Origin of the sequence: Kitasatospora sp. NPDC089509 (assembly GCF_044749365.1) — a bacterium.
GTDB lineage: Bacteria > Actinomycetota > Actinomycetes > Streptomycetales > Streptomycetaceae > Kitasatospora.
Map to the genome: position 1 here is coordinate 331,461 of NZ_JBIVHS010000009.1, position 20,871 is coordinate 352,331.

Below are 20,871 nucleotides of genomic sequence, written 5' to 3' on the forward strand. Positions count from 1 at the left end.
GGCCGATCGGTCGGAACCGGGTGCATTTCCCCGCCCTGCCGCCATTACTCTAAGTTGAGTGTGCGTGTCATTGAGTGACGGAATTGGTGTAGGGTCCCGGGCGGGAGCATCGGTGCGGTGCGGCGGCCGGACGGCAGCCCACCCCCTGGGCCGCCGTCCTGGCGGGGCGCCAGGTCGCCGCGTACGGCCGGGAGGCGCGTGGTCGGTGGTCCGTGGCCGGGGCGCCGGGCCCCGGGCCGGAGGGGGAGAGGCCGAGTGAGCTCCACCGATACGGTGCTGCCCGGATCAGGACGGCAGGGCGTACCGCCCGCCGACGCGTCCGCCGTCGAACCACCCGGGCCGCCCGGGCTGCCCGGGCCGGTCGGGCACGGCCCGCTGGCCGGGCTGCGGGGCAGCGGCACGCTGCCCGGCCTCGTCCTCGGGGTGCTCTGCCTGGCCTATGCGACGGGCGCCGCGGCCGGCTGGGGCTCGCACCAACTCGCCGTCTTCATGGGCGACTTCGGGCTGGCCGCGGCCGCCCTCGCGTCCGCGCTGTCCTGTCTGGTGTACGGCTGCACGGTCGGCGGCCACGCCCGCCCGGCCTGGCTGCTGTTCGGCCTCTCCTCGCTCACGGTGGCCCTCGGCAACGGCACCTGGGGCTGGTACGAGCTGGTGGCGCGGATCCCGCTGCCGCAGGGCTCGCTCGCCCAGTACGCCTTCCTGCTGTTCGCCCCGCTCTCCATCACCGGCGTGCTGGTGCTCGCCCAGCACCCGCGCTCGGCGGCCGGCTGGCTGTGCCTGCTGCTGGACGGCTGGCTGATCGCCGGCTCGCTGTTCACCCTCAGCTGGAGCCTGGCGCTCGGCCGGATCGCGGCCGGCGAGCACGGCTCCCCGCTGCGGCTGGCCCTCAACCTGGCCTACCCGGTGCTGGACATCCTGCTGGTCAGCCTGGTGGTGGGGCTGCGCTTCGGCGGCCGGGACGGCAACCGGGCGGCGGTGCACACCGCGATGCTCGCGCTCGCCGTCACGGTCACCTGCGACGCCCTGTTCACCTCCCCGGAGCTGCACAGCAACTACCACTCCGGCGAGCTGTTGGACGCCGGCTGGTTCGCCGGCAGTCTGCTGCTCGCCTGGGCGCCGTGGTCCGCGCGCTGGCGCCGCCCGCTGCGCGAGCACCCCTCGGCCGGCGGCCTGCCGCGCCGCCGGGTGGCCACCACCTTCAGCGCGCTCACCCCGTACGCGGCCGCTGCGGTGTGCACCGCCGGGATCCTCTACAACGCCGTCGGCGGGCGCGAGTTGGACCGCGTGGTGGCCGCGGCGGCGTGCACCGTCGGACTGGCCCTGATCCTCCGTCAGGGCGTGATGCTGCTCGACAACCTGTCGCTGGCCCAGGAACTCGCCCACAAGGAGGCGCACTTCCGCTCCCTGGTGCAGGGCTCCAGCGACGTGATCATGATCGCCGGGGCGAACGGGGTGCTCTCGTACGTCTCCCCGGCGGCGCTCGGCGTCTACGGGCGGGACCCGGAGGAGCTGGTCGGCGGCAACCTGCTGGACCTGGTCCACCCCGAGGACGTGGACCGGGTGCTCGCCGAGGTCCGCCGCTACCTCGCGCGGGTGCGGCTGGCCGCCCACCGCACCCCGGGCACCGTCGAACCCTCGGCCCGGGTCGAGTGCCGGATCGGCTCCGGCGTCGGCGAGTGGCTGCACGTCGAGTCGACCGTCAGCCGGCACCGCGACGGGCTGCTGCTGAACAGCCGGGACGTCACCGAACGCGTCATGCTCCAGGCCCAGTTGCAGCACAACGCGTTCCACGACCCGCTCACCGACCTGCCCAACCGGGCGCTGTTCACCCAGCGGCTGCGCGGCGCCCTCGGCACCCGCGGCCAGCAGGGCGGGACGGGCGCCGGCATCGCGGTGCTCTTCCTCGATCTGGACGGCTTCAAGGCGGTCAACGACAGCGCCGGCCACCAGGTCGGCGACGAACTGCTGGTGCAGGCCGCCCGCCGGCTGCAGGGCGCCGTCCGCTGCGGGGACACCGTCGCCCGGTTCGGCGGCGACGAGTTCGCCGCGCTGGTCTGCGGCCCGCTCGGCAAGCTGCAGGTCCAGGAGCTGGCCGACCGGCTGCGGCTCGCGCTCTCCGAGCCGTACTGGATCGGCGGGGTCGAACTGGGCGTCGCCGCCAGCATCGGCATCGCCTTCGGCACCCCCGAACGCGGCCCGGCCGCCGACCCCAGAGCCGCCGCCGACGAGCTGATGCGCAACGCCGACCTGGCGATGTACCGGGCCAAGTCCGAGGGCAAGGGCCGGGTGGTGCTCTACGCCCCCGCGATGCGGGCCGACCTGGAGCGCCGCACCGAACTGGAGGAGCGGCTGCGGGTGGCCGTCCGGGAGGGCGGCTTCACCCTGCTCCACCAGCCCGTGGTGGACCTCGCCAGTGGCGCGGTGACCGGGATCGAGGCCCAGGCCCGCTGGCGCTCGGCGGGCGGCCTGCTGCTCACCCCGGCCGAGTTCCTGCGCTCGGCCGAGCACGGTGACGCGGCAACCCGGTTCTCCCGCTGGCTGGTCCACGAGGCGGTCACCGCCGCCGCCGACCGCCGCGACCTGTGCGGGCGGGGCCGCGGCGCGCCGGTACCCGTCCCGGTGGCCGTCCGGCTCTCCGTCGAGCGGCTCTGCTCGCCCGGCCTGTACGAGACGGTGGCCGCCGCGCTGCGCGACAGCGGGCTGCCGGCCGGCGAGCTGGTGATCGAGGTGGCCCGGATGGGCCCGGACCCGCTCGCCGACGAACTCGGCCGCCGACTGGCCGCGTTGCGCGGACTCGGGGTCTCCACCTGGCTGGCCGGCTACGGCGCCGGCGGCGGCTCGCTGGCGGCGTTCGCCCGGCTGCCGCTGGACGGGCTCAAGCTGGACCGCACGCTGGTCCAGGGCCTGGGCGAGTCCACGCTCAGCCGCACCCTGGCCGGGCACGCGGTGCGGCTCGGCCGGGACCTCGGGATGGCCACCGCCGCCGAGGGGGTGGACCTGCCCCGGCAGGTCGCCGTGCTCCAGGAGCTGGGCTGCCGGCTGGCCCAGGGCTCGGCCTTCGCCCCGCCGCTGGACGAGGCCCGGCTGCGCCGGGCGCTGGCCCGCCGCGGCTACCCGCTGCCCAAGCCGCTCGGCGCGCTCTCCGCCCGTCGTGCCCAACTGGCCGCGGACACCCGGACGAGTGGCCGTCCGGACGGTCCGGGCGGACGTGGCGCAGCTCACCACGGGGCCTCCGACCTGCCCGAACACCGGGCCGTCAGCGGTCCGGTGACCGGTCCGCATGGCGAGACGGTCATCCCACCTGCTTGACACGCCACCCCGGACGGGAGGAAGGTCGTTGCCATGCGCACCCGAATTCTCGTACTTGGCGGGCGCGTCGGCTGAGTGGGCTCGCACGCCCCGCTCGTGACAGACCGACGCGCCACCCCTCGCATGCCCTTGGGCACGAGGGGTTTTTTGTTGCACTGACGCTGTTCCCACCGCAAGACCCCTGGCCCCGACCGGCCCGAAGAGTCCGACTTGTCGGATCGAGCGGGACGATTGAGGCAGAGCCGGCGATCGACCCGGACCGGGACCCCACCCTCGCAGCACCGGGGCCCGCAGCACCGGGTCGGCAAGAACCGAGAAGAGACAGGCAGATGACCGAGCACGCCGCTTCCCCCCGCCGCGGGGACAACCCGGCCGCCCACGCTCCCGCTCCCCAGCACGTCGTCGAGACCATGACCGGCGCCCAGTCGCTCATCCGCTCGCTGGAGGCCGTCGGCGCGGACACCGTCTTCGGCATCCCGGGCGGGGCCATCCTTCCCGCGTACGACCCGCTGATGGACTCCGTCAAGGTGCGCCACATCCTGGTCCGGCACGAGCAGGGCGCCGGCCACGCCGCCACCGGCTACGCCCAGGCGACCGGCCGGGTCGGGGTCTGCATGGCCACCTCCGGTCCCGGTGCCACCAACCTGGTCACCCCGATCGCCGACGCGTACATGGACTCGGTGCCGGTCGTCGCGATCACCGGCCAGGTCTCCTCCCACGCGATCGGCACCGACGCCTTCCAGGAGGCGGACATCTGCGGCATCACGATGCCGATCACCAAGCACAACTACCTGGTCACCGACCCGGCCGAGATCCCCCGGGTGATCGCCGAGGCCTTCCACATCGCCGCCACCGGCCGCCCCGGCCCGGTTCTGGTCGACATCGCCAAGGACGCCCTGCAGGCCACCACCACCTTCCGCTGGCCGGTCGAGACCGCGCTGCCGGGCTACCGCCCGGTCACCAAGCCGCACGCCAAGCAGATCCGCGAAGCCGCGAAGATGCTGGTCGGCAGCAAGCGCCCGGTGCTGTACGTCGGCGGCGGCGTGCTCAAGGCGCAGGCCACCGCCGAGCTGCGGATCCTCGCCGAGCTGACCGGCGCCCCGGTCGTCACCACCCTGATGGCGCTCGGCGCCTTCCCGGACAGCCACCCCCAGCACCTGGGCATGCCCGGCATGCACGGTTCCGTCCCCGCCGTCACCGCCCTGCAGAAGTCGGACCTGCTGTTCACCCTCGGCGCCCGCTTCGACGACCGGGTCACCGGCAAGCTGGACAGCTTCGCCCCGTACGCCAAGATCGTGCACGCGGACATCGACCCGGCCGAGATCGGCAAGAACCGCCCGGCCGACGTGCCGATCGTCGGCGACGCCCGCGAGGTGCTGGCCGATCTGATCGTCGCCGTCCAGGCCGAGTTCGACGCCGGCCACAAGGGCGACTACACCGAGTGGTGGGAGAAGCTCGACGAGTGGAAGCGGACCTACCCGCTGGGCTTCGAGCCGGCCCCGGACGGTCGGCTGTCCCCGCAGCAGGTCATCGAGCGGATCGGTCGGCTGGTCGGCCCGGAGGCGATCTACGCCGCGGGCGTCGGCCAGCACCAGATGTGGAGCTCGCAGTTCATCCGCTTCGAGAAGCCCGGCACCTGGCTCAACTCCGGCGGCGCCGGCACCATGGGCTACGCCGTCCCGGCGGCGATGGGGGCCAAGGCGGGCCGCCCGGAGGCCGCGGTCTGGGCCATCGACGGCGACGGCTGCTTCCAGATGACCAACCAGGAGCTGGTCACCTGCGCCCTGAACGACATCCCGATCAAGGTCGCGGTCATCAACAACGGCTCGCTGGGCATGGTCCGGCAGTGGCAGACGCTGTTCTACAACCAGCGCTACTCCAACACCGTGCTGCACGCCGGCCCCGAGCACGACGGCATCGCGCCGCCGGCCCAGGGCACCCGGATCCCCGACTTCGTCAAGCTGTCCGAGGCGATGGGCTGCGTCGGTCTGCGCTGCGAGCGCCCCGAGGACCTGGACGCGGTCATCGAGCAGGCGATGGCGATCGACGACCGTCCGGTGGTCATCGACTTCATCGTCCACCAGGACGCGATGGTGTGGCCGATGGTCGCGGCCGGCACCAGCAACGACGAGATCCAGTTCGCCAAGGGCGTCCGGCCCGACTTCGGCGACGATCTCGACTGACGGCCCTGCCAGTTATCCAGAACGACTGAGGAACCACATGTCAAAGCACACCCTCTCCGTCCTGGTCGAGAACAAGCCCGGCGTGCTCGCCCGCATCGCCGCGCTGTTCTCCCGTCGGGGCTTCAACATCGACTCCCTCGCCGTCGGCCCGACCGAGCATCCGGACGTGTCCCGGATGACGATCGTGGTCAACGTCGAGGACCTCCCGCTGGAACAGGTCACCAAGCAGCTCAACAAGCTCGTGAACGTGATAAAGATCGTCGAACTCGACCAGTCCGCTGCGATCCAGCGGGAACTGGTCCTGGTGAAGGTCCGCGCCGACAACGAGACCCGGTCGCAGATCGTCGAGATCGTCCAGCTGTTCCGTGCCAAGACCGTCGACGTGTCGCCGGAGGCGGTGACCATCGAGGCCACCGGCAGCTCGGACAAGCTGGAGGCCATGCTCCGGATGCTGGAGCCTTACGGCATCAAGGAGTTGGTCCAGTCCGGCCTGGTCGCCATCGGCCGCGGCGCGCGCTCCATCACGGACCGCTCGCTGCGCGCCCTCGACCGCAGCGCCTGACCAGCGCTTCTCAAGTAGCAGAGACCGCACCCACGCCGCCGTGCGCATACGGTAGGAAACCGCGCACCCGGCACCCATACGCAAGGAGATGTGCCCCCGTGGCCGAGCTGTTCTACGAAGACGACGCCGACCTGTCCATCATCCAGGGCCGCAAGGTCGCGGTGATCGGCTACGGCAGCCAGGGCCACGCCCACGCGCTGTCCCTGCGCGACTCCGGCGCCGACGTCCGGGTCGGTCTGAAGCCCGAGTCCAAGTCCCGCGCCAAGGCCGAGGAGGCCGGCCTGCGCGTGGTCACCCCGGCCGAGGCCGCCGCCGAGGCCGACGTCATCATGATCCTGGTGCCGGACCCGATCCAGGCCGACGTCTACGAGGCGGACATCGCCCCGCACCTGAAGGCCGGCGACGCCCTGTTCTTCGGCCACGGCCTGAACATCCGCTTCGGCTTCATCAAGCCCCCGGCGGACGTCGACGTCTGCATGGTCGCCCCGAAGGGCCCGGGCCACCTGGTCCGCCGCCAGTACGAGGAGGGTCGCGGCGTCCCGGCGATCGTCGCGGTCGAGCAGGACGCCACCGGCAACGGCTTCGCGCTGGCGCTGTCGTACGCCAAGGGCCTGGGCGCCACCAAGGCCGGCGTCATCAAGACCACCTTCACCGAGGAGACCGAGACCGACCTGTTCGGTGAGCAGGCCGTCCTCTGCGGTGGCACCGCCGCCCTGGTGAAGGCCGGGTTCGAGACCCTGGTCGAGGCCGGCTACCAGCCGGAGATCGCCTACTTCGAGTGCCTGCACGAGCTGAAGCTGATCGTCGACCTGATGTACGAGGGCGGCCTGGAGAAGATGCGCTGGTCGGTCTCCGAGACCGCCGAGTGGGGCGACTACGTCACCGGCCCGCGGATCATCACCGCCGACACCAAGGCCGAGATGAAGAAGGTCCTCACCGAGATCCAGGACGGCACCTTCGCCAACACCTGGATCGCCGAGTACAAGGCGGGTCTGCCCAAGTACAACGAGTACAAGAAGGCCGACGAGGACCACCTGCTGGAGACCACCGGCAAGAAGCTGCGCTCGCTGATGAGCTGGGTCAACGAGAAGGCCTGACCCCGCTTTCCGCAAGGCTCTTTTGTCCCGGCCTTGTACAAGTAGGCTGCTCTCGTCCGGGTGATTTCGCCGGACGGGAGCAGCCCGCCTTCCAGCCCGTCGATACACTCCGAGTGCGCGTCAGGCCCACAGCGTCGTGCGTCTACCTACGCGGCATGCCACCTTCCCCGCCCGAACACGCCACCTACGTGCGTCGGGGAACCGGACAGTTAAGGACCCACTGTCGTGAGCACTGCGACCACTGTGAAATCTGGCGTCGTCCTGATCGCCGAAGAGCTTTCGCCCGCCACCGTCGACGCCCTCGGACCCGACTTCGAGATCCGCCACTGCAACGGCGCCGACCGCACCGAGCTGCTCGCCGCGATCGCCGACGTGGACGCGATCCTGATCCGCTCCGCCACCAAGGTCGACGCCGAGGCGCTGGCCGCCGCCCGTCGGCTCAAGGTGGTCGCCCGGGCCGGCGTCGGCCTGGACAACGTGGACGTCGCCGCCGCCACCAAGGCCGGCGTCATGGTGGTCAACGCGCCGACCTCCAACATCGTCACGGCCGCCGAGCTCGCCTGCGGCCTGCTGATCTCCGTCGCCCGCAACATCGCCCCGGCCAACTCGGCGCTCAAGCAGGGCGAGTGGAAGCGCAACAAGTACACCGGCGTCGAGCTGAGCGAGAAGGTCCTCGGCGTGGTCGGCCTCGGCCGGATCGGCGTCCTGGTCGCCCAGCGGATGTCCGCGTTCGGGATGAAGATCGTCGCGTACGACCCCTACATCCAGGCCGCCCGCGCCGCGCAGATGGGCGTCAAGCTGGTCTCGCTGGAGGAGCTGCTGGAGGTCTCGGACTTCATCACCGTCCACCTCCCCAAGACCCCGGAGACCATCGGCCTGATCGGCGACGAGGCGCTGCACAAGGTCAAGCCGAGCGTGCGGATCGTCAACGCCGCCCGCGGCGGGATCGTGGACGAGGAGGCGCTCGCCGCCGCCCTGAGCGAGGGCCGGGTGGCCGGCGCCGGCCTGGACGTGTACGCCAAGGAGCCGTGCACCGACTCCCCGCTGTTCGCCTTCGACAACGTGGTCGCCACCCCGCACCTGGGCGCCTCCACCGACGAGGCGCAGGAGAAGGCAGGCATCGCGGTCGCCCGGTCGGTACGCCTGGCGCTGGCCGGCGAGCTGGTCCCGGACGCCGTCAACGTCCAGGGCGGTGTGATCGCCGAGGACGTCCGCCCGGGGCTGCCGCTGGCCGAGAAGCTCGGCCGGATCTTCACCGCGCTGGCCGGCGAGGTGGCCGTCCGACTGGACGTCGAGGTCCGCGGCGAGATCACCCAGCACGACGTGAAGGTGCTCGAACTGTCCGCGCTGAAGGGCGTGTTCGAGGACGTGGTGGCGGAGACGGTGTCCTACGTCAACGCCCCGCTGTTCGCCCAGGAGCGCGGCGTCGAGGTCCGGCTGACCACCTCCAGCGAGAGCGCCGAGCACCGCAACGTGATCACCGTGCGCGGCACCCTCGCGGACGGCGAGGAGATCGCCATCTCCGGCACGCTGGCCGGCCCGAAGCAGACCCAGAAGATCGTCGGCGTGGACGCCTTCGACGTGGACGTCGCGCTCACCGACCACATGGCCTTCTTCAAGTACGAGGACCGCCCCGGCGTGGTCGGCGTGCTCGGCCGCCACCTCGGCGACGCGGGCATCAACATCGCGGGCATGCAGGTCGCCCGGGACGGCGGCAGCGCCCTCGCCTCCATCACCGTGGACAGCGAGATCCCGCAGGACGTGCTGACCGCGATCGCCGCCGAGATCGGCGCCCGCTTCGCGCGCTCGGTCGACCTGGGCTGAGCCCCACCGCCCCGAGCAGGGCCCGGACCGCCGCTCCCGCGGTGGTCCGGGCCCTGCTGCGTCCCCCCGGGTGACAGCCGTCTCAGATACTAGGAAATCCAAGTATTCGTGCAGACACGGCCGGTGCGGGGTCGTACCGTGGAAGGGCCATACGGTGTGCCGCCCCTGTAGCCAGGGTGTGCGGCCCGTGTGTGCGTGCGCCTTCACGGGCAGGCGATCCCTGCTCCCGCGCGTACCTCTCCCCCCTCCGCGCTCGCCGCAGCGCCGCTTCCAAGGAGCCCGGTATGCCCACCACCGCCGACCGCCACGTCGCCGCCCCCGTCGCCACCCCGCCCCGCGCCCCGCGCCGCCGCCGGGCCACCGAGCGGAACACCTTCGCCGCCGCCGCGCTGCAGCGCTCGCTGGACCGCCGCGACAACGGCGGTGCCACCGGCCACAGCTGAGCGGCGCCACCGGCGGCGTTCATCGGCCTACTGGGCCGATCAGGTCGACCACGTATCACCCCGTAGAGTGCAACTGACGGCCATCCGAGGGAAGTTGCTCGCCCAGCTCGGCGCGATCATCCTAATTTGGGGCCCCCGGAAGGGTGATCGACGTCCGCGCGGGCGGGCGTCAGCGACCTCCTCGGTATGCGGATCATTCCCCCTTGCCGGGGAGAGGGTCCCTCGTGCGCCTGCCACCCGTCCGCCGACCGCTCGTCCGGATCGGCCTCACCCTGACCCTGCTCGTCGGGACCGCGGTGCTCGCCGCGACCCCGGCGTCCGGCGGTCCGCCGAGCGCCGGGCCGCCGTCCGGTCGCCGGACGTCCGTCCTGCTCGAACTCGACACCGAGGCGGCCGGCCCCGCCTGGCGCCGGGCCGGTGAGAGCGCCCGCCGGGCGCAGCGCTCGCCGGAGGCCGTCCACCGGGAGGCCGCCGAGGCCGGAGCCCACCAGCGCTCCCGGGCCGACGAGGTGCTCGACCGGCTGGCCGGGGCCGTCCACCGGTCGGTGCCCGCCGCCCGCGAGCTCTACCGCACCCGCACCCTGCTCACCGCGCTGGCGGTCAGCGGCCCCGCCGAACAGCTGCCCGCGCTGCGGGCGCTGCCCGGCGTCCGGGCCGTCCACCCGATCGTGAACAAGCAGCGTGACAACGCCTACTCCGTCCCGCTGACCGGCGCCCCGCGGGTCTGGGAGGGAAGCGAGGGGAACACCGGCCGGGGGGTGCGGATCGGCATCATCGACAGCGGCATCGACTACACCCACGCCGACTTCGGCGGCCCCGGCACCGAGGAGGCCTTCCGCTCGGTCGAGCGCGGCAAGCCCGCCCCGGCCGGGCTGTTCCCCAACGCCAAGGTGGTCGGCGGCAAGGACCTGGTCGGCGACGACTACAACCCCGACCCGAGCGCCCCGAACCACCAGCCGGTGCCGCACCCCAGCGACAACCCGCTCGACTGCGTGCGCAACGGGCACGGCACCCACGTCGCCGGCACCGCCGCCGGGTACGGCGTCACCGCCGACGGCCGCCCGTACACCGGCCCGTACCGGCCCGGACTCGACCCGGCCGCGTTCCGGGTCGGCCCCGGCGCCGCCCCCGACGCCCAGCTGTACGCGATCCGGGTGTTCGGCTGCGACGGCTCCACCGACCGGCTCGCCCAGGCCCTCGACCTGGCCGCCGACCCGAACGGCGACGGCGACCTCGGCGACCGGCTCGACGTGGTCAACCTGTCGCTCGGCAGCCGCTTCGGCAGTCCCGACGACGCCGACTCGCTGGCCGTCGACCGGCTCGCCGAACTGGGCACCGTGGTGATCGCGGCCGCCGGGAACGAGGGCGACGTGTACGGCGTCGGAGGCAGCCCCGGCACCGCCGTCCGGGCGATCACCGTCGCCGCCTCCGTGCACGGCCACGCCGACGTGGACGGCATCACCGTGCTCGCCCCCGACGCCATGGCCGGGGTCGTCCCGGGCCACTGGAGCGAGCTCTACCGGGGCTGGGCCGGCACCGAGGTGAGCGGCTCGCTCGCGGTGCCCCGCGACCAGGCGGACGGCTGCGTCGACTTCAGCGAGGCCGACAAGCAGCGGCTCAAGGGGCGGATCGCGGTGCTAACCTGGCGCACCCGGGACGCCGACCGGCCGTGCAACTCCGGTCCGCGCGCCGACCACGCCGCCGACGCCGGGGCGATCGGCGCGCTCTACGCCGCCGACACCGACCACCTGGCCGAGATCTCCGGCAACGAGCGGATCCCGGCCGTGCTGCTCGGCCACGCCGACGGTGAACGGCTGCTGGAGGCCGCCGTCGACGGTGACGTCCGGGTCCGGCTGGCCGCCCCCGGCAACCCGCTGCACGGCTCGGTCGCGCAGAACCAGCCCGCCCGGGTCGACACCCTCACCGACTTCACCTCCCGGGGCGTCGGGCTGCCCGGAGTGGTCAAGCCCGACCTGGCCGCCCCCGGGGAGGGCATCTGGTCCGCCCTGGTCGGCAGCGGCACCGGCGGCCAGCGCGAGAACGGCACCTCGATGGCCACCCCGCACGTCGCCGGGCTGGCGGCGCTGGTCCGCGCCGCCCACCCGGACTGGCCGGTCGAGCAGGTCAAGGCCGCGCTGATGAACACCAGCACCGACACCTACCTCGGCGACGACCACGGCGGGCCGGTCTACGGGCCCGAGCGCACCGGCGCCGGCCGGGCCCGGGTCGACCAGGCCGTCCGCACCCCGGTGGTCGCCTACGCGGCGGGGGAGGGCGCCCGGCCGGGCAGCGTCGGGGTCTCCTTCGGGCCGGTCGAGGTCAGCGGGCCGACCGCCCTCGACCGCACCGTCGAACTGCGCAACTACGGCTCCACGCCGCTGAGTTACCGGACCGGCTACGCGGCGGCCACCGAACTTCCGGGCGCCGCCTTCGAGGTGGCACCGGCCCAGGTGGAGGTCCCGGCGGGCGGCACCGCGCAGGTGCGGGTGACACTGTCCGTCCCCGGGGCGCTGGGGCGGGCACCGGACCCGACCATCGACACCGTGCAGGGCGGCCGGGCCCGCAGCTACCGCGGCGAACTCTCCGGGCGGTTGCTGTTCACCCCGGTCGGCGACGCCGGTCCGCCGCAGCTGCGCGTCCCGGTGTTCGCCGCACCGCGTCCCACCGGCGACCTCCGCGCCACCGCCTCCGCCCGGACCGCCCGGGACGGCACCCTGGTCACCCTCGGCGGCGGCGCCGCGCCCGGCGAGGTGCCCGGCCTGGTCACCGCCCTCGCGCTGGGCGGCGAGGCGGCCCGCTGGCCCGACTGCCCGCCCGGCGGCGGCAAGGCCGTCGGCCCCGGTGCCGGCGTCCGCCCCGAGGACGCCCAGGAGCCGGCCGACCCGCCCCAGGACCTCTGCGTCGAGCACGCCGCGGACCGGGTCGCCAACCTGCGGGCCGTGGGCGCGGCCGTCGACGCCGACAAGCTGTACGTGGGCGCCCGGCTGTGGGCCCCGGCGGCCACCCCGGTCGGGCTGTACGGGGTGCGGGTCGCGCTGGACACCGACGGGGACGGCGTCGCCGACGTGATCCTCAAGGCCGACCGGCTGCGCGGCAGCGACGTCCTGGTCTCCCGGGCCGTCGACGCCCGCACCGGCGCCGAACTGGACGTCCAGCCGCTGAACGCCCACTGGGGCGACACCGACACCGGGCTGCTGGACAGCGACGTGCTGGTGCTCCCGGTCCGGCTGAGCGCCCTGCCCGGCATCACCCCCGGCCACAGCACCGTCCACTACGGCGTCTGGACCGGCGTCACCGGCTCCGGCAAGCCCGACCCGGCCGACTCCTACGCCACCATCGGCCTGCGCGGCGCCCGGCCGACCGTCCCGATCGACGTCCTGCAGCCGGCCCTCGCCGTCCGGACCGGCCTCACCGGCCCGGTCGCGGTGGTCGCCCCGGCCGGTCCCGGCAGCGTCCTGGACATCCACCGGACCCCGGGCGACACCTCCCGGCTGCTGCTGCTCCACCACCTCAACCCGGCCGACCGCCGGGCCGAGGTGCTCGACCTGCCGTAACCACCGGGTACGGGCGGCCCGCCGGAGCTCCGGCGGGCCGCCCGTTCGCGTTCACCGGGCCGTTAGCGTGCGCCGGGCCGTCCACGTTGACCGGCCCGGGTGCGCCTCACCGCCCGGTCGCGGCGGCCACCCGGCGGTCACGGCGGGGCGTGTGGGCGGGGCGGCGGCGGGACAGGCGGGCGAAGAGCCCGACCAGGAGGAGCACGGCGGCGGTGCCGGAGGTGACGGTGAGGCCCTCGGTGAGGCCGGGCGGGCGGAAGGCGCAGGACACCCGGTCGGCGCCGCCGCCGAGCGGGACGCCGATCATGCCGAGGACCGGGGTGGGGGCGGTGTCGCCGCCGCCGTCGACCGCGCAGGTCCAGCCCTCGGCGGCGGGGACGGAGACCAGCGCGGTGCCGGTGGAGCCCGGCGGGAGGGTGGCGGTGACGGTGTGCCCGCCGGCCTCGACCCGGGTGGCGCCGGTGGCCTTCAGCCGGGCGACGGCGGCGGTCAGGGCGTCGGCCCGCAGACAGCCGATCGGACGGGCCGGGACCTGGCTGACCACGTCCGAGCGCAGCGTCACCCGGACCACCCCGTCGGCCGGGACGGTCCCCAGCCGGTGGACGGCCACCGCCGTGGTGGGCTGCTCGCCGGCACTGCGGTAGCTGGTGCCCAGCCCGGAGACCGTGCCGGAGTACCAGACCCCGTGGAAGTACGCCGTCGAGCCCGGGGTGCAGGCGGCGGTGAACACCGTGCCGTCCCCGCCGCCCGGCACCGACCAGCCGCTGGTGCCGTGCAGGGTGGGTGCCGGGCCGCCGGCCGGGACGGGCAGCGGGACGTCGTACACCTGGCTGCCGAGCAGCGACTCCTGGCGGGCCCAGACCGAGGAGGTGCCCGGCCGGGCGCCCGGCGGCAGCACGGTGACCAGCGGCGGCGCGGGCGCCCGGACCGGGGTGAAGCCCTCCGGCGGCGGCCCGTCGTCCAGGTGGGCGCCGATCCCGAACAGGGCCTGGCCGACCGGGTCGGTGACGCTCCCGATCTGCCGCCCGCCGGCCGTCCAGCCCGCGCCGAGGTCGTGCAGCAGCAGGGCGGTGACGGTCGGCAGGTAGCCGCTGAAGTAGCCGCCGCCCTGGCCGTTCAGCAGCAGCGGGTCGTTGGGGGTGTAGGCGTGCGGGCCGGGGTCGCTGCGCCCCTCCGGCCAGTCGGTGCCGTCCCGGACGGCGGCGTGCCCGGCCCGCACCGCCGAGGGCGGGACGCTGTCGTCGGGGGCCGCGCCGAACGCCGCGTACCCGGACCAGACCGCGTTGCCGAGCACCGCGCCGCCGACCACCCAGGTGGCCAGGGCGGTCGCCCGGCGGTCGGTGTGCCGCCGGTCCAGCACCCGGAGCGCGGCCGCCAGCACGGCGCCGCCGACGCCCAGCAGCACCCAGGTGGAGGCGGGCACCGGGCTACGGGTGGCCGCCAGCGCGGCGACCACCGCGACCAGGGCGGCGCCACCGAGCAGGGTGAGCAGGTCCGGCCGGTGGGCGAGCGAGACCCAGCCGGCCAGCACCAGCAGCCCGCTGAGCACGAAGGCGACCCGGTACGGCCCGCCGGCCGGGATCGCCAGGCCGTGCCAGACCAGGACGGTCGGGGTCCAGAGGAAGGTGAGCGCCACCAGCAGCAGCGCCGCGCACCAGACCGCCCGCTCGCGGATCCGCACCCGCCGGTTGAACGGCAGACCGCACACCAGCAGCAGCCCGAGCACCCCGATCGCCACGTCCGGCAGCGGCCGCCCGCCGGTGGCGGTGGGCAGCAGCCGGGCGAGGTGCCCGCCGAGCTCGGACGGGCCGAGCGGCTGCACCGGGGACTCCGGCTGGGCGCCGCGCGCGGCCCGGACGGCGACGAACAGCACGGGGGAGGCGAGCAGCACCCCGGTGAGGGTCAGGGTGACCGCCCGTCCGGTGGCCCGGACCCGGTGCCGGACGCTCCGAGGGGTGGCGAACAGCCGTACCGCGAACAGGAGTCCGGCGATCACGGTGGCCAGCGCGGCGGTGTACAGGTTGCCCGCCCAGGCGAGCGCGACGCACAGCGCGCCGGCCACCCAGCGGCGCTCGTGCAGGCACCAGTCCCCGACCAGGCCGAGCAGCGGCAGCGAGACCAGGCCCCACAGCCACATTGGCGCGCCCCCGCCGGCGTCCAGCACCCAGGAGCACAACCCGTACCCGACCGCGGCGAACACCCGCAGCCACCGCGGGCCGGGGTGCAGCCGGCCGAGCAGGTGGGCCATCAGGGCGGTGCCGAGGCCGATGGAGGCCAGGGTGACCAGGAGGACGGCGAGTTGGCCCTGGCTGCGGGGGAGCAGGGCGGTCGGCCAGGAGAACGGGTTCATCAGGTAGGCGAAGAAGTCCGCCAGGAACGGCGCGCCGTAGCCGCTGTTCCAGTTGAACAGCAGGTCCCCGGCGGCCTGCCCGTGCAGCAGGTCCCACAGGTGCGCGTGGTACGGCACCGCCACCGCGCCGGCCCCGGCCGGCCACCGCCCGCGCAACCCCGCCGCCAGCGCGAACCCGCCCACCGCCAGCCCGGCCGCGGCCCCGCAGACCAGCACCTCCCGCCGCCGTTCGCTCCGCACCCACGCGCCCCGTTCTGCCAGGAATCCCGGACCCCGCCACCCTAAGCGCGCCCCCGGCGCACCCTCCGCCACACGCGCTCCGTCGAAGGGGTGACGAGGGTGTTGAGGTGGGGTTCGGCCTGCGATGGTGCTGCCGTGGGAGGAGACATCGACACCGAGATGCCGGACTGGCTGAGGCCACCGGCTACGGGTTTCGTCGCGGAGGATCTGGACCGGCTTCCGAATTTGCCGCCGCACACCGAGCTGCTTTTCGGAAGCCTGATCTTCTCGGCCCGTCAAACGCTGTTCCACAGCGGAACGACCAGCTGGCTCGATCGGCAACTGGATGAGCAGGTACCGGAAGGCTGGGAGGTCTGGTGCCGGATGGGACTGAGGCTCGATTCCCGCAATCGGCCGGAGCCCGATGTCATGGTGGTCGATGCCCGTGCGAACTCCGGCCCTGACCAGACGTTCTACACGTCTCGGGACGTGCTGCTGGCGGTGGAAGTGGTCGAGGAGGAGTCAGCCGAGCGCGATCGAGAGGTGAAGCCACTGAAGTACGCTGCCGCCGGAATCCGGTACTTCTGGCGCGTCGAGTACGAGCGGGGACTGGTCGTCGCGCACACCTACGAGCTGAACCTCGCACAGAGCTCGTACGTCCCGAGCGGAACCTTCCGAGAGCGCCTGGTTGTTCTGGACCCGTTTCCCCTTTCGATCACGCTCCGGCGTCCAGATGCTGGACGCGAGGTGTCAGCCCCTGGGACGCCGCAGTAAGGTCCGAACATGTCTCGCACCATTCGTCTCGCAGTTGTCCCGGGTGACGGCATCGGCCAGGAAGTGGTGGCCGAGGGCCTGAAGGTCCTGGAGGCCGTCCTTCCCGCCGACGTGAAGCTGGAGACCACCGAGTACGACCTCGGGGCCCGGCGCTACCACCGAACCGGGGAGACCCTGCCGGACAGCGTGCTGGCGGAGCTCAAGGGCTTCGACGCGATCCTGCTCGGCGCCATCGGGGACCCGAGCGTGCCGTCCGGGGTGCTGGAGCGGGGGCTGCTGCTGAAGCTGCGGTTCGCCTTCGACCACCACATCAACCTGCGGCCGGGCCGGCTGTTCCCCGGGGTGACGTCCCCGCTGGCCGGCCGGCCGGAGATCGACTTCGTGGTCGTCCGCGAGGGCACCGAGGGCCCGTACGTCGGCAACGGCGGTTCGCTGCGCACCGGCACGCCGCACGAGGTGGCCACCGAGGTCAGCCTGAACACCGCGTACGGCATCGAGCGCGTGGTGCGCGACGCCTACCGCCGGGCCCAGGCGCGGCCGCGCAAGAAGCTCACGCTGGTGCACAAGAACAACGTGCTGGTGCACGCCGGTCACCTGTGGACGCGGATCTTCGCCGAGGTCGGCCGGGAGTTCCCGGAGGTCACCACCGACTACCTGCACGTCGACGCGGCCACGATCTTCTTCGTGACCCAGCCCGAGCGCTTCGACGTCATCGTCACCGACAACCTGTTCGGCGACATCCTGACCGACCTGGCCGCGGCCGTCACCGGCGGCATCGGCCTGGCCGCGAGCGGCAACATCAACCCGGGCGGCGAGTTCCCGTCGATGTTCGAGCCGGTGCACGGCTCGGCGCCGGACATCGCCGGTCAGGGCAAGGCCGACCCGACCGCCACCGTGCTGTCGGTCGCCATGCTGCTGGAGCACCTCGGCTTCGCCGCCGAGGCCGCCACGGTGGAGGCCGCCGTCGCGGCGGACCTCGCCGAGCGGGCCGGCACCCGTTCCACCTCCGAGGTCGGCGACGCGCTCGCCGGGCGAGTAGCCGGCTGACGGGCCGGAATCCACAACGGATCCGGCCAGCTGGGCCGGACCGCATAACCGCAGCTTGCAGCTCCCCAAGGAGCGGGCAGCTGTTCGGCACGGCCCTCTGGATGCGAGTATCGACAGTGGGCCGTGCCGTTGTGCGTGCGTTCCGGCGTTGGATCGCCGTGACGTTCCTTCGACGGTGGCGGCCCGAACGAACCCCACGGTGAAGGAAACAGCCATGAGCACGCCCACCCAGGCGCCCATCACGTTCGATCTGAAGCCCTCCGCCCACCCGCTCCCCGCGGCGGAGCGCGAGTCCCGGCTGACCAACCCCGGCTTCGGTCGCGTCTTCACCGACCACATGGTCACCATCCGCTGGACGGAGGGCCGCGGCTGGCACGACGCGCAGCTGGTCCCGTACGCGCCGGTCGAGATGGACCCGGCGAACATGACCCTGCACTACGGCCAGGCGATCTTCGAGGGCCTGAAGGCCTACCGCCAGGCCGACGGCTCGATCGCGACCTTCCGCCCCGAGGCCAACGCCCTGCGCTTCCAGGCCTCGGCCCGTCGCCTGGCGATGCCGGAGCTGCCGGTGGAGGCCTTCGTCGAGGCCGTCGAGCTGCTGGTCCAGCAGGAGCGGGCGTGGGTGCCGAGCGAGCCGGAGCAGAGCCTCTACCTGCGCCCGTTCATGTTCGCCACCGAGGTCGGCCTGGGTGTCCGCCCGGCGAACTCCTACCTGTTCATGATCATCGCCTCCCCGGCCGGCGCCTACTTCCAGGGCGGCATCAAGCCGGTCTCGGTCTGGCTGTCCAAGGAGTACGTCCGGGCCGCGCCCGGCGGCACCGGCGCCGCCAAGTGCGCGGGCAACTACGCGGCCTCGCTGGTCGCCCAGGCCCAGGCCGCCGAGAAGGGCTGCGACCAGGTGGTCTGGCTCGACGCCGCCGAGCACCGGTGGGTCGAGGAGATGGGCGGGATGAACCTGTACTTCGTCTTCGGCGAGGGCAAGGACGCGAAGATCGTCACCCCGGAGCTGTCCGGCGCCCTGCTGCCCGGCATCACCCGCGACTCGCTGCTCCAGCTCGCCGCCGACCTGGGCTACGCGGTCGAGGAGCGGAAGATCTCCACCGACGAGTGGCAGCAGGCGAACGCCGACGGCACCCTCACCGAGGTCTTCGCCTGCGGCACCGCCGCCGTGATCACCCCGGTCGGCTCGGTGAAGTCCGCGGCCGCCGACTGGACCGTGGGCACCGGCGAGCCCGGCCCGATCACCATGGAGCTGCGCCGCGCCCTGCTGGCCATCCAGGGCGGCGAGCGCCCGGACACCCACAACTGGCTGCACAAGATCGTCTGATCGGCCCGGACGCCGCACCCCGCTCCGGCCTGCCACGTTTCGCATCGCGAGACGGGGCGGGCCGGATCCCGGATGGTGTGCCAGACTGCCGACGTGTCCTCGCTTTCGCTGATTATTAGCAGCAGGCGCGCCGGTCCGCAGTGACCGCTTCCGCAGGACCCGATGCGGAGCGACCACGAGCGTCCAGACCCGCGCGCAGACCTCTCGCACCCGCGAGGGGTCTTTTTGTTTACCTCGGACCGGCCGACGGCCCCCACAAGGGGCCCGGGGACACCGGGGCGGCGCGCGGGATCCTGGACAGTGGAGCCGGGACGAGAATCCGGCCGAGCAGTACCGAACCTCCCCGAACGGAGAACCAGGGTCATGACCGAGGTCACCCGTACCGACGACAGCTTCCACGTGTTCGACACCACCCTGCGCGACGGCGCGCAGCGGGAGGGCATCAACCTGACGGTGGCGGACAAGCTGGCCATCGCCCGGCACCTGGACGACTTCGGGGTCGGCTTCATCGAGGGCGGCTGGCCCGGGGCCAACCCCCGGGACACCGAGTTCTTCGCCCGCGCCGCTGCCGAGCTGGAACTGCGCAGCGCGCAGCTGGTCGCCTTCGGAGCCACCCGCCGGGCCGGCGGCAAGGCAGCCGAGGACCCGCAGCTGGCCGCGCTGGTCTCCTCCGGGGCGCCGGTGGTCACCCTGGTGGCCAAGGCCCACGACCGGCACGTGGAGCTGGCGCTGCGCACCACGCTGGACGAGAACCTGGAGATGATCCGGGACAGCGTGGAGTTCCTGCGCTCCCGGGGCCGGCGGGTGTTCCTGGACTGCGAGCACTTCTTCGACGGGTACCGGGCCAACCGCGAGTACGCCCTCGCGGTGGTGCGCACCGCGCACCGGGCCGGGGCGGACGTGGTGGTGCTGTGCGACACCAACGGCGGGATGCTGCCGGCCGGCGTCCGGGACACCGTCGCGGACGTGATCGCGGCGACCGGCGCCCGGGTCGGCATGCACGCCCAGGACGACACCGGCTGCGCGGTGGCCAACACCCTGGCCGCGGTGGACGCCGGAGCGACCCACGTCCAGTGCACCGCGAACGGCTACGGCGAGCGGGTCGGCAACGCCAACCTGTTCCCGGTGGTCGGCGCGCTGGAGCTGAAGTACGACCGCCGGGTGCTGCCCGCGGGCCGGCTGGCCGAGATGACCCGGATCTCGCACGCGATCGCCGAGCTGGTCAACCTGTCGCCGTCCACCCACCAGCCGTACGTCGGCTTCTCGGCCTTCGCCCACAAGGCGGGCCTGCACGCCTCAGCGATCAAGGTCGACCCGGACCTGTACCAGCACACCGACCCGGAGCTGGTCGGCAACACCATGCGGATGCTGGTCTCCGACATGGCCGGCCGGGCCTCGGTGGAGCTCAAGGGCAAGGAGCTCGGCTACGACCTCTCCACCGACCGCGACCTGGCCGGCCGGGTGGTGGCCAAGGTGAAGGAGCAGGAGAACCTGGGCTACACCTACGAGTCCGCGGACGCCTCCTTCGAGCTGCTGCTGCGCGACGAGGTGCGCGGCAGCCGGGACCGCTTCTACCGGCTGGAGTCCTGGCGGACCATCAGCGAGCAGGGCCCGGGCGGGATCTCCGGCAACGAGGCGACCGTGAAGCTGTGGGCCAAGGGCGAGCGCCGGATCGCCACCGGCGAGGGCAACGGCCCGGTCAACGCACTGGACCAGGCGCTGCGGGCGGCCCTGGAGGGCACCTACCCGCCGCTGGCCACCTTCGAGTTGGTGGACTACAAGGTGCGCATCCTGGAGGGCCAGCACGGCACCGGCTCCAAGACCCGGGTGCTGATCGAGTCCACCGACGGCACCGCGACCTGGTCCACGGTCGGTGTGGCCGACAACGTGGTCGCCGCCTCCTGGCTGGCACTGGAGGACGCGTACAGCTACGGCCTGATCCGGGCCGGACTGGAGCCGACCGAGCAGCCGGCCGAGTAGCCGGTCGAGTAGCCGGTCGGCCGACTGGTCAGTCGGCCGGAGCCAACGTGCTCGCGGCCCACGGGAGTTCACCGGTTCCCGTGGGCCGCGAGCACGTTCGTCACCGCAGTCGGGCGAGGAGGGCGTGTTCGACGAGGGTGATGAGGGCGCTCTTGGCGCTGTCGCGGCGGCGGGCGTCGAGGGTGACGACGGGGGTGTCGGG

General features: G+C 73.4%; 12 protein-coding genes and 1 pseudogene. 11 read left to right on the forward strand and 2 right to left on the reverse strand.

Going from position 1 to position 20,871, the window contains the following annotated elements:
- The first annotated feature begins 348 nt into the window (after positions 1 to 348).
- From ACIP4P_RS21475 to ACIP4P_RS21505, 7 genes are all read left to right on the forward strand, one after another.
- Positions 349 to 3,309: a putative bifunctional diguanylate cyclase/phosphodiesterase gene (locus ACIP4P_RS21475; RefSeq protein WP_400920706.1), complete on the forward strand. Its 2,961-nt coding sequence runs from the start codon at positions 349 to 351 to the stop codon at positions 3,307 to 3,309.
- Positions 3,310 to 3,638: 329 nt separating this feature from the next.
- Entirely contained in the window at positions 3,639 to 5,492 is a 1,854-nt protein-coding gene (locus ACIP4P_RS21480; RefSeq protein ID WP_400920661.1) for an acetolactate synthase large subunit, read from the forward strand.
- Between the two features lie 37 nt (positions 5,493 to 5,529).
- Positions 5,530 to 6,054, forward strand: coding sequence for an acetolactate synthase small subunit (gene ilvN / locus ACIP4P_RS21485; protein WP_030286969.1), 525 nt, complete (start codon positions 5,530 to 5,532; stop codon positions 6,052 to 6,054).
- Between the two features lie 98 nt (positions 6,055 to 6,152).
- A complete protein-coding gene (gene ilvC, locus ACIP4P_RS21490; protein ID WP_350516721.1) occupies positions 6,153 to 7,151 on the forward strand; it encodes a ketol-acid reductoisomerase in 999 nt (332 codons plus the stop codon).
- Between the two features lie 225 nt (positions 7,152 to 7,376).
- Complete coding sequence (gene serA / locus ACIP4P_RS21495; protein ID WP_350516722.1) at positions 7,377 to 8,975, forward strand: phosphoglycerate dehydrogenase; 1,599 nt, start codon at positions 7,377 to 7,379, stop codon at positions 8,973 to 8,975.
- 284 nt (positions 8,976 to 9,259) lie between these two features.
- Entirely contained in the window at positions 9,260 to 9,418 is a 159-nt protein-coding gene (locus ACIP4P_RS21500; protein ID WP_400920666.1) for a hypothetical protein, read from the forward strand.
- Positions 9,419 to 9,642: 224 nt separating this feature from the next.
- Positions 9,643 to 12,972, forward strand: coding sequence for a S8 family serine peptidase (locus ACIP4P_RS21505; RefSeq protein WP_400920668.1), 3,330 nt, complete (start codon positions 9,643 to 9,645; stop codon positions 12,970 to 12,972).
- A 106-nt stretch (positions 12,973 to 13,078) separates the two neighbouring features.
- Here the strand turns inward: ACIP4P_RS21505 and ACIP4P_RS21510 are convergent, their stop codons facing one another.
- Positions 13,079 to 15,562 carry a YfhO family protein gene (locus tag ACIP4P_RS21510; RefSeq protein ID WP_400920670.1) on the reverse strand — a complete coding sequence of 828 codons (2,484 nt, stop codon included), beginning with the start codon at positions 15,560 to 15,562 and terminating at the stop codon, positions 13,079 to 13,081.
- Positions 15,563 to 15,697: 135 nt separating this feature from the next.
- Between ACIP4P_RS21510 and ACIP4P_RS21515 the strand changes: the two genes are divergently transcribed.
- The 4 genes from ACIP4P_RS21515 (at position 15,698) to cimA (ending at position 20,669) form a co-directional block, all read left to right on the forward strand.
- Positions 15,698 to 16,315, forward strand: coding sequence for a Uma2 family endonuclease (locus tag ACIP4P_RS21515; protein WP_400920672.1), 618 nt, complete (start codon positions 15,698 to 15,700; stop codon positions 16,313 to 16,315).
- 9 nt (positions 16,316 to 16,324) lie between these two features.
- Complete coding sequence (locus tag ACIP4P_RS21520; RefSeq protein WP_350518862.1) at positions 16,325 to 17,362, forward strand: 3-isopropylmalate dehydrogenase; 1,038 nt, start codon at positions 16,325 to 16,327, stop codon at positions 17,360 to 17,362.
- 214 nt (positions 17,363 to 17,576) lie between these two features.
- Entirely contained in the window at positions 17,577 to 18,689 is a 1,113-nt protein-coding gene (locus ACIP4P_RS21525; RefSeq protein ID WP_400920675.1) for a branched-chain amino acid aminotransferase, read from the forward strand.
- Between the two features lie 363 nt (positions 18,690 to 19,052).
- Positions 19,053 to 20,669, forward strand: coding sequence for a citramalate synthase (cimA, locus tag ACIP4P_RS21530; RefSeq protein WP_400920677.1), 1,617 nt, complete (start codon positions 19,053 to 19,055; stop codon positions 20,667 to 20,669).
- Between the two features lie 100 nt (positions 20,670 to 20,769).
- On the opposite strand, the pseudogene ACIP4P_RS21535 reads toward cimA, so the two are convergent.
- A pseudogene (locus ACIP4P_RS21535) lies at positions 20,770 to 20,871 on the reverse strand (ATP-binding protein); the annotation flags it as partial.